The sequence below is a fragment of the Providencia sp. genome, assembly GCF_052096715.1.
Taxonomy (GTDB): Bacteria; Pseudomonadota; Gammaproteobacteria; order Enterobacterales; family Enterobacteriaceae; genus Providencia.
Window position 1 is genome coordinate 266112 of record NZ_JBQDNB010000004.1, and the last position, 10882, is coordinate 276993.

Below are 10882 nucleotides of genomic sequence, written 5' to 3' on the forward strand. Positions count from 1 at the left end.
TTAAAAAACACTAAAAATTAATTTTGATACAGATCACAGATAAGTTGGAATGATCATTTTTGTCATTGCAACATTTTCATTTTCATTCAACAATGTTACCGGTAACATTTTGAATGCATTTATACCTGTATTGATTTATTAACAAATAAAATATTCATTAGTCACAACAAACACCCGTTTTGTAGACATATCATTTTTTAGTGACATGGAGCAATTATTATGAGCAATAACAACCTTGTAGCGGAAGATTCTCCAGTTGTAAATAACGACATAATACGCATTACTCAACGTGTAATATCTCGGTCTAAGAAAACGCGAGAAGCTTATCTCAACAAAATTAAACAAGCTCGTAGCTCAACAGTACATAGAGCTGAACTTGCTTGCGGTAACCTAGCTCATGGTTTTGCTGCATGTGAAAGTAACGAAAAAACAATATTAAAAAGCCTGACCCACTCTGATATTGCCATTATCAACTCATACAACGATATGCTTTCTGCCCATCGCCCCTATGATAGGTACCCTGAACAGTTAAAAACCGCTCTACTTGAAGCTGGCGCTATTGGGCAAGTCGCCTCTGGTGTGCCTGCAATGTGTGATGGCGTGACTCAAGGACAAGATGGCATGGAGCTCTCACTGCTCAGTCGCGATGTCATTGCCATGTCAACCGCGATAGGCCTTTCTCATAATATGTTCGATGGTGCCTTATATTTAGGCATTTGCGACAAAATAGTCCCAGGCTTAATGCTTGCAGCACTGTCATTTGGCCATTTACCTGCAATATTTATTCCTGCAGGGCCAATGACCACGGGGCTACCAAACAAAGAAAAGGTACGTATCCGCCAGCTCTATGTTGAAGGAAAAGTCGATAGGAATGCGCTATTGGAAGCTGAGGCCGCGTCTTATCACGGCATAGGAACATGTACATTTTACGGCACAGCAAATTCAAACCAAATGATGATGGAAGTGATGGGGCTACACCTTCCAGGTTCATCATTTGTTCAACCAGATACCCCATTACGAACAGCATTGACGAATGCTGCTGCACACCAAATTACGCGGCTAACTGAGCAATCAGGTCACTATTTACCCGTAGGACAACTCGTTGACGAGAAAGTCATCATCAACGGTATTGTTGCACTACTTGCGACAGGTGGTTCAACTAACTTAACGATGCATCTCGTTGCAATTGCTAGAGCAGCAGGCATTATTATCAATTGGGATGATTTTTCTGATCTTTCTGCCGTCGTACCGTTGATCTGCCGCATATACCCTAACGGACAAGCAGATATCAATCAGTTTCAAGCCGCAGGCGGTGTATCACTACTCATCAGACAGTTGCTAACAAAAGGCTTATTACATCCAGATGTACATACTGTTGCAGGTTTTGGTCTCTCTCGCTACACCTTAGAACCATGGCTAAATAATGGGAAATTAGAATGGCGTGAAGGCCCAGAAACATCTTATGATAATAAGGTCATTTCTGATATTAAACATCCATTTTCTCCCCATGGTGGCACTAAATTAGTCTCAGGTAATTTAGGTCGAGCAGTGATAAAAACATCAGCAGTCCCAGAAGAAAATCTAGTTATTGAAGCACCAGCTATCGTATTTAATAACCAAAATGATATTACACCTGCATTTGAATCCGGTGCGCTCAATCGTGATTGCATCATCGTTGTACGTTTTCAAGGCCCCTCCGCTAATGGGATGCCTGAACTGCATAAACTGATGCCACCCCTAGGCGTTTTAATGGATAAAGGCTACAAAGTTGCCTTAGTCACTGATGGCCGTTTATCTGGAGCATCAGGTAAAGTACCTTCTGCCATTCATGTCACACCTGAAGCTTACAATAATGGCCTTTTAGCTAAAGTAAAAGACGGTGATATTATTCGTGTAAATGCATTAACGGGCGAATTATCATTATTGGTCGATGAAAAAGACCTCATAGCCCGTCAACCTTATCAGCCAGACCTCAGTAATGAACGCATTGGCTGTGGTAGAGAATTATTTGGTGCATTAAGGCGAAACTTATCTGGCGCGGAAGAAGGCGCTTGCTGTATCGAGTTCTAATCTATTTTATTAATAGGATAACGTATGAATAATTGGAAAATGACCGCTAAAAGTGTACTTGAACAAGGCCCTGTTGTTCCTGTCATTGTCATCAATAAACTAGAACAAGCAGTGCCCTTAGCTAAAGCTTTAGTTAAAGGCGGAATTAAGGTACTTGAAGTCACATTACGTACTGAATGTGCTATTGATGCAATCCGTTTAATTGCCAAAGAAGTACCTGATGCAATTGTCGGTGCTGGTACTGTAATTAACGCTCAACAGCTTATTGCCGTGACCGAAGCGGGTGCGCAGTTTGCTATTAGCCCTGGCCTTACAGATGATTTATTAAGTGCAGCGACGCAAGGAAATATTCCTTTGATACCTGGAATTTCGACAGTATCAGAGCTCATGCTAGGTATGCGCTATGGCTTAAAAGAATTTAAATTTTTTCCTGCTGAAGCTAATGGTGGCGTTAAAGCACTAAAAGCCATCGCCGGACCATTTTCACAAGTCAAATTTTGCCCTACAGGTGGTATTTCACTTGCCAACTATCGTGACTATCTGGCCCTAGATAGCGTGTTATGTATTGGTGGCTCTTGGTTAGTACCTGAAGAGGCTCTAACCTCTGGTAACTATGAAAAAATCACTCAATTAGCACAAGAAGCAATTTTAGGGACTAAAGCCTAAACTTTAGATCATCATAATATTAGATATTTAATGATTACGTCAAAAATCATTAAATAGAGAAGTTGTTAATTTTTACAGGTCGTTTTTTTTTATAAAAGCGTTTGAATTGAAAATCTTCATCTAATAATCAACGTAATCAAGATGAGAGGTTCACCACCTAGCCCAACTAGGTAAGAGCCTCTCAATGTAGAATAAAATAAGCAAAACATTTTTTAATCAAATGGATTTCAATCAAAAATTTCTTAATCTTTAATATCAAATAATTATCACCAATAAGAATAATCACTTCCTAGCTATAATCATCATACGATAAGGTAGCATTAAAATTGAGCTCTAATCACTTAGATCACATTATGCATATCCAACAATTTAGTCGATGCCTGTCAGCTTTTAGCTAACTTACTCTCCCATACTCAGCAGATTAATTAGCTTATGAGTTTATACATGCCTAGCGCAATTGGCGCCCGTCACTGACATCCATCTAACACTTTTTTATTTTCATTTTTAATCGCATACCGTCTCAGTAAAACGGTGGCAAAAACGTAATGACTCACTATAAGCAAAAACATCTTCTACATGACCATTAATAATTCTGTTTTGTAATTCTTGCCAATAATTAGCAGAAAAAAGATTATTATGGTGCTGATATAAATAATCTCTAATATTGGGATTTTGACAGATAAATGATGCAAATTCTTCGGGAAAAACATCATGTTCCCCAACGCTGTACCAAGGCTCCGCAGAGAGTTCTTGCTCAGGATACAAAGCCTCTGGAATATGACGAAAATTAACCTCGGTCATATAGCAAATTTCATCATAATCATAAAAAATTACTCGCCCATGACGCGTTACGCCAAAATTTTTAAATAACATATCGCCGGGGAAGATATTTGCTGCTGCTAGCTGCTTGATAGCACAGCCATACTCTTCAAGTACGTGATTTAGCTGTTCTTCATTCGCCTCATCCATATAAATATTAAGCGGAACCATTTTTCGTTCCATATAAAGATGACGGATCAATATCTTGTCACCAAGATCTTCTATTTTTGATGCTGCCTCTTTTTGTAATTCATTCATTAGCTCATCACTAATGAAACGTTTCTCAATAATAAAATTCTCAAATTCTTGAGTGTCAGCCATACGACCAACCCTGTCATGCTCTTTCACTAAGCGATAACACTCTTGAACCCGCTCTTTAGTCACATTTTTTTGTGGTGCAAATTCATCTTTAATTATTTTAAAAACGCGATCAAATGATGGTGATGTAAAAACCAACATAACCATACCTTTAACACCGGGTGCAATGGAAAATTGCTCACGAGAGAAATTAATATAAGCAAGATATTCACGGTAGTATTCTGTTTTACCATGTTTTTGACAACCAATTGCCATATATAATTCAGCGATAGATTTACTGGGTAAAATTTCTCGTAACCAAAAAACTAGCGCAGCTGGAAATGGCGCATAAACCATAAAATAAGAGCGAGCAAAGCCAAACACAATGCTTGCCTCATCAAATTCAATTAAGCATGTATCAATGTAAATTTTACCTTCATCATCATGATGTATAGGCAATAAAAAAGGGTGAACTTCATCATCAATATAAATTTTCCCCACTAACCAAGCGGCTTTATTTCGATAAAATAATTCATTGGCAACATGTAAGTTAATATTTTTATTTTCTATATGAGGAAATCGCCCTTTTAACGTTTCCATGATGCATTGAATATCAAAAGCTAAATCACGCCAATGTAACCTCAAAGATAAACCATTCAATATGGAAAACAGTAAACTTGATAAATTACCTTTAGACTTATATTCACGAGATAATGGGCGAGGTAAATAACGAAAACGTCTTGCAGGCTGCGAGGTAAAAATGAATAGATTCTCCTGCGTTAGTTTTCGATGCTGAAATAAACGGCAATAAACTGAATTAAAAAAACTTTCTGCAATTTCAAAACGAGGATAATCAGGCAAGAGTGTCACATAAACTTGCTTAATCTGTGACAGTCTATTCGGTGTCAAAGATTGAGCGAGTCCCATGCACTGCAATTGTGCGACAACTAAACCAACATGATGATCATAGAGTTGTATTCTTTGTTTCATCGCATACTGAACGCCATGCCAATCCGCATGTTCGAATCTCTCTTGCGCCCCAGAGGTAACTTCTAAGAATCGGCCATATTGAGCATCAAATCCTTGCAAGATAGTTTGGGCAATTATCTGTTCAGTCGCTAATGTCATTTTATCCCCCAATAAAAAAACAGGCACCGTGACGTGCCTTAAAAATAAACAGATACACCAAAACAACAGAGATTCAAAAATCAAAATAAAACCGATATCTCATCACTAAAACTAGAATTGTTCTTCTTCTGTCGATCCCGTTAATGCCGTCACAGAAGATGTTCCACCTTGGATTACTGTGGTCACTTTATCAAAATAACCAGTTCCTACCTCTTGTTGATGCGAAGAGAAGGTATAGCCTTTATTCATCGCAGCAAACTCACATTCTTGAACTTTATCAACATAATGCTTCATCCCTTCACCTCGAGAATATGCATGAGCAAGATCAAACATGTTAAACCACATGCTGTGAATACCCGCTAAGGTAATAAATTGAAAACGATATCCCATCGCGGAAAGTTCATCTTGAAAACGAGCAATCGTGGCATCATCTAAATTTTTCTTCCAATTAAACGATGGAGAGCAGTTGTAAGCCAGCAACTTACCAGGAAACTGTTCATGAATAGCTTCGGCAAATTGACGAGCCGCATCTAAATCAGGTTTTGACGTCTCACACCACACTAAATCAGCATAAGGGGCATAGGCTAAACCGCGGCTGATTGCTTGCTCAATACCTGCATTGGTACGAAAAAAACCCTCAGACGTTCGCTCACCCGTGACAAATTCAGCATCATAAGGATCACAATCAGAAGTCAATAAATCCGCTGCATCTGCATCAGTTCTTGCAATAAGAAGTGTTGGTACGCCAGAAACATCAGCTGCTAAACGTGCAGCAACTAATTTTTGAATAGCTTCTTGGGTTGGAACTAACACTTTTCCCCCCATATGACCGCACTTTTTAACCGCTGCGAGTTGATCTTCAAAGTGAACCGCTGCCGCACCTGCTTCAATCATATTTTTCATCAATTCAAATGCATTCAATACGCCACCGAATCCAGCTTCAGCATCAGCTACAATCGGTAAAAAGAAATCGATATATTCTTTATTGTCAGGTCCAATTCCATTCGACCACTGAATTTGATCTGCTCGACGAAAAGTATTATTAATTTTTTGTACTACAGACGGAACCGAATCAACAGGGTAAAGAGATTGGTCAGGATACATACTCGATGCTGTATTAGCATCCGCAGCAACCTGCCACCCAGACAAATAAACGGCTTCAATACCAGCTTTAGCTTGTTGTAAAGCTTGCCCCCCCGTTAAGGCACCTAATGCATTTACATAACCTTTTTTAGAACCACCATTTAGTTGTGCCCAAAAGCGTTCTGCTCCTTTACGCGCCAAAGTATGCTCTGGATTCACGGAACCACGTAGTTTAATCACTTCTTCAGCCGAGTAAGGGCGTGTGATGCCTTTCCAGCGAGGCTTCTTCCATTCATTTTCTAATTGAGAGATTTGCTCTAAGCGCGATGTTGTCATGGTTAATGTCCTTTATAAGAATATGTAAGGTCTATCGGATTATATTTACTGAATGATTAATCTATTAATTGGTAACCAGGTATAGTCAAAAACTCGATAAGCTCGTCTTGTGTCGTTATCCTACGCATCAAATCAGCTGCCTCACGAAAACGACCACTTTGGAAACGCTTATCACCAAGCTCTTTTTGAATAACCTGTAACTCTTCATCTAGCATTTCTTCAAATAGAAACTTAGTTACCTTTTCGCCATTAGATAAAACCTTGCCATGACGGATCCATTGCCAAATTGAAGTTCTTGATATCTCGGCTGTTGCAGCATCTTCCATCAATCCGTAGATAGGCACGCAACCATTACCCGTAATCCACGACTCAATATATTGTACCGCTACTCGAATATTAGCTCGCATTCCAGCTTCCGTTCGCTCACCAGCACAAGGCTGCAATAGCTGCTCTGCGGTTACTTCATCATCTGATTCACGAGATACCTGTAACTGGTTTTTATTTCCACCAAGTGCTTGATTAAAAACATCCATCACCGTATCGGCAAGTCCTGGATGCGCTATCCATGAACCATCGTGTCCATTTTTAGCTTCTAACTCTTTATCTGCTTTTACTCTAACCAAAATGGCTTGATTCTCTTGCGCATCCTTACTAGGAATAAATGCAGACATCCCCCCCATAGCAAAAGCACCACGGCGATGACAGGTTCTAATCAATAAGCGAGAATAAGCGCTTAAAAACTCTTGAGTCATAGTCACAACCTGACGATCAGGCAATACTCGGTCTGAGTGTTCTTTCAATGTTTTGATATAACTGAAAATATAATCCCAGCGGCCACAATTTAAACCCACAATGTGATGGCGCATGTGGTACAAGATTTCATCCATTTGGAATACTGCTGGCAACGTTTCTATCAATATAGTGGCTTTAATTGTCCCTCTTGGTATGTTTACCATATCCTCCGCCAAGCTAAATACATCGCTCCACCACAGGGCTTCTTGCCATGACTCCAATTTAGGAATATAAAAATACGGACCACTTCCTTTTTCTAATAAGGCTTGATAATTATTGAAAAAATAAAGTGCAAAATCGAATAAACCACCAGGGATAGGCACACCGTCAAAAAGTACATGTTTTTCATCTAAATGCAGCCCACGTACTCGTGCAATCAAAACAGCAGGATCAGATTTAAGTTGATAGACTTTTCCATTGTCACTGGTATAAGAAATATCGCCTTTAATTGCATCTGTTAAATTAATTTGGCCATCAATTAATTTTTCCCAAGAAGGCGAAAGAGAGTCTTCAAAATCAGCCATGAAAATTTTCACATTAGCATTCAAGGCATTAATCACCATTTTCCGTTCGACAGGGCCAGTTATTTCAACTCTACGATCTTGTAAGTCTTCAGGTATATTCTGTATTTTCCATTGTGAATTTTTAATGGAATCACATTCCGAAATAAAATCTGGCAACGTACCTGAATCAATTATTTCTTGCCTTCCGATTCTATCTTTCAGTAATTGTTCCCTACGAACAAAGAAACGGTCAACTAATTCCGATAAAAAAGCAATAGAATCAGCATGTAATACCTTTTCATCTTGACGGGTAATATCTTTTATAAATGTTAAATCAGATATAGATAACTGCTGTTCCATTGGTCAATCCTCGCTCATGGCTAACTATGAATCAAGGATAGAATTAAATTCAAAATAAATCAAAAACGATTTCCATTTTAATTAAAAAATAGATTATCTAATTGATAAATAATAAATTTAATTCAATTAAAAAATTGACTTAACATTCCTTTACTTAAAATAAAAATGTTAAATATTCGTTAAATCAAGCGATTACGAAGGGAATTTTATTTTTGATAATTTATCTTAAAAATAAAAAAGCAGCTTTTTATTAGCTGCCATAACTCGGAGGGAATTAGTTAAATCAAACTTATAAACTAGTATAATTCAATTTATAAAAATATTGTCTAAGTAATGACAATTAAATTTAGAATTTAATATTGATTTCAATCTAATGTTGGTTGCATATGAGTAAGATCAAACGGTGTGATCTGGTACACAAAATAGTTTAGCCAATTTGAAAATAATAAATGCCCATGGCTACGCCAACTAACAATTGGATCATTATTTGGATCATTATCTTTGAAATAATTACAAGGTAACTCAGGAGAGATCCCTGCATTAAAATCACGCCAATATTCTAAAGCGAGGGTATCTCCATCATATTCAGGATGCCCTGTCACAAAGGCTAAACGTTTATCTTTTGAAGCAAACAAATATGCACCAGCTTCCTGTGAGCTCGCTAGAATATCTAAATCAGTGTACTGGCGGATAAGATCTTCGGGAAAGTCAGCATAGCGTGAATGTGGTGCGTAAAATGAAGCATCAAACCCTCTAGTCAACAGCGAATATGGGGCTACTGTATCATGCTGGTAAACACCTGATAATTTCTCTTTCCTTGTCCATTTAGGTAATTCATATAAAACCTTTAGTGCAGCCTGTACAGCCCAACAAACAAATAGAGTAGATGTGACGTGAGACTTAGCCCATGCGATCACTTTTTCTATTTCTTGCCAATAAGCAACATCTTCAAATTCAACCAATCCTAAAGGAGCACCTGTAACAATTAGCCCATCAAAATTTTGGTCTTTAATATCTTCAAAGTCACAATAAAAATTATTTAAATGTTCTGTTGGCGTATTTTTAGATTCACGCTGATCAATCCGTAATAATTGGATATCAACCTGTAGCGGAGTATTTGATAATAAACGTAAAAATTGATTCTCAGTTTCAATTTTTTTTGGCATCAAATTTAATAATAAGACTTTCAAGGGGCGTATCTCCTGAAGACTAGCCCTTGTCGTGGTCATGACAAAAACATTCTCTTCACGTAAGAAATTCACTGCAGGTAGCTCGTCTGGTAAACGAATTGGCATCGTTCATCCCCTTTTATATACATTTATACGTTTAGACTTCTAGAATGCTAAATAATTTAACTAATGTTACGTACCTTGTCGAGCATTTCAAGGTCAGTTGAAAAAATTTCATACTCATAACCTTGCCCTATTAAGAACCCGAGTATATCAAAATTATATTCAATTGATTTTATACGTTTTTTATTCATCCATGATAATTTTTGTATAAACGATTATCTTAGACTTTTTTTGTATGAGATATGGCAATAAAAGCAGTAGAACGATTACCATTGAAATCTATAGATTAAAAAATAAGTGAGCTGTTACTTACTACTTTATATTGCACATATCCATTCATAACAGATATGTGCCCACATTCAAATGCAACTAACATCCTCATCCAAACGTATTAAGCAGAGAAATATTCATTTTTATACCTAAATAAATGAGCTGTTACTTACTACTTTATATCGCACATATCCATTCATAACAGATATGTACCCACATTCAAATACAACTAACATCCCCATCCAAACGTATTAAACAGATAAATATTCATTTTTACCCTAAACAAGTGAGCTGTTACTTACTACTTTATATTGCACATATCCATTCATAACAGATATGTGCCCACATTCAAATGCAACTAACATCCTCATCCAAACGTATTAACCGATTTATTCTGAGGGTCAAATGGCTCAGTTTTACCTGTGCATTTTGATGGAGTCATTGTCAATGTTTAAACTGCCATCGACTCTCCCTCAGAGAGGGCTTGACTGTCATTGTGGTATGTCCACGATTCAACATTTCCGCATCGGATTGCTCAAACCCCAAACGCAAAAAAGCCACCCAATGGGTGGCTTCTCGGCTTAATTAATGTCTGGCAGTTCCCTACTATCTTCATCCAAACGTATTAAGCAGATAAATATTCATTTTTATACCTAAACAAGTGAGCTGTTACTCACTACTTTATATTGCACATATCCATTCATAACAGATATGTACCCACATTCAAATACAACTAACATCCCCATCCAAACGTATTAAACAGATAAATATTCATTTTTACCCTAAACAAGTGAGCTGTTACTTACTACTTTATATTGCACATATCCATTCATAACAGATATGTGCCCACATTCAAATGCAACTAACATCCTCATCCAAACGTATTAACCGATTTATTCTGAGGGTCAAATGGCTCAGTTTTACCTGTGCATTTTGATGGAGTCATTGTCAATGTTTAAACTGCCATCGACTCTCCCTCAGCGAGGGCTTGACAGTCATTGCGGTTTGTCCGCGATTAAACATTTCCGCATCGGATTACCAAACCCCAAACGCAAAAAAGCCACCCTATGGGTGGCTTCTTGGCTTAATTAATGTCTGGCAGTTCCCTACTATCTTCATCCAAACGTATTAATCGATTTATTCTGAGGGTAAAACGGCTCAGTTTTACCTGTGCATTTTGATGGGTTCATTATCAATGTTTAAACGGCCATCGACTCTCCCTCAGCGAGGGCTTGACTGTCATTGCGGTTTATCCGCGATTCAACA

General features: G+C 37.8%; 6 protein-coding genes. 2 read left to right on the top strand and 4 right to left on the bottom strand.

What is annotated here, in order from left to right:
• The first annotated feature begins 219 nt into the window (after window positions 1-219).
• Window positions 220-2070: a phosphogluconate dehydratase gene (gene edd, locus ACTH6U_RS05660; protein WP_441829000.1), complete on the top strand. Its 1851-nt coding sequence runs from the start codon at window positions 220-222 to the stop codon at window positions 2068-2070.
• A gap of 24 nt (window positions 2071-2094) precedes the next feature.
• A complete protein-coding gene (locus ACTH6U_RS05665) occupies window positions 2095-2736 on the top strand; it encodes a bifunctional 4-hydroxy-2-oxoglutarate aldolase/2-dehydro-3-deoxy-phosphogluconate aldolase (RefSeq protein WP_294350019.1) in 642 nt (213 codons plus the stop codon).
• Window positions 2737-3240: 504 nt separating this feature from the next.
• On the opposite strand, the gene aceK is transcribed toward ACTH6U_RS05665, so the two are convergent.
• The 4 genes from aceK to metA all read right to left on the bottom strand — a co-directional run bounded on the left by aceK (window position 3241) and on the right by metA (window position 9349).
• Complete coding sequence (gene aceK, locus ACTH6U_RS05670) at window positions 3241-4980, bottom strand: bifunctional isocitrate dehydrogenase kinase/phosphatase (protein WP_441831788.1); 1740 nt, start codon at window positions 4978-4980, stop codon at window positions 3241-3243.
• Between the two features lie 111 nt (window positions 4981-5091).
• Window positions 5092-6399, bottom strand: a complete 1308-nt coding sequence (gene aceA / locus ACTH6U_RS05675; RefSeq protein ID WP_294101347.1) for an isocitrate lyase — start codon at window positions 6397-6399, stop codon at window positions 5092-5094.
• A 56-nt stretch (window positions 6400-6455) separates the two neighbouring features.
• Window positions 6456-8054, bottom strand: coding sequence for a malate synthase A (aceB, locus tag ACTH6U_RS05680; RefSeq protein WP_441831789.1), 1599 nt, complete (start codon window positions 8052-8054; stop codon window positions 6456-6458).
• A 365-nt stretch (window positions 8055-8419) separates the two neighbouring features.
• Window positions 8420-9349 carry a homoserine O-acetyltransferase MetA gene (metA, locus tag ACTH6U_RS05685; protein ID WP_336428572.1) on the bottom strand — a complete coding sequence of 310 codons (930 nt, stop codon included), beginning with the start codon at window positions 9347-9349 and terminating at the stop codon, window positions 8420-8422.
• Window positions 9350-10882: the final 1533 nt, after the last annotated feature.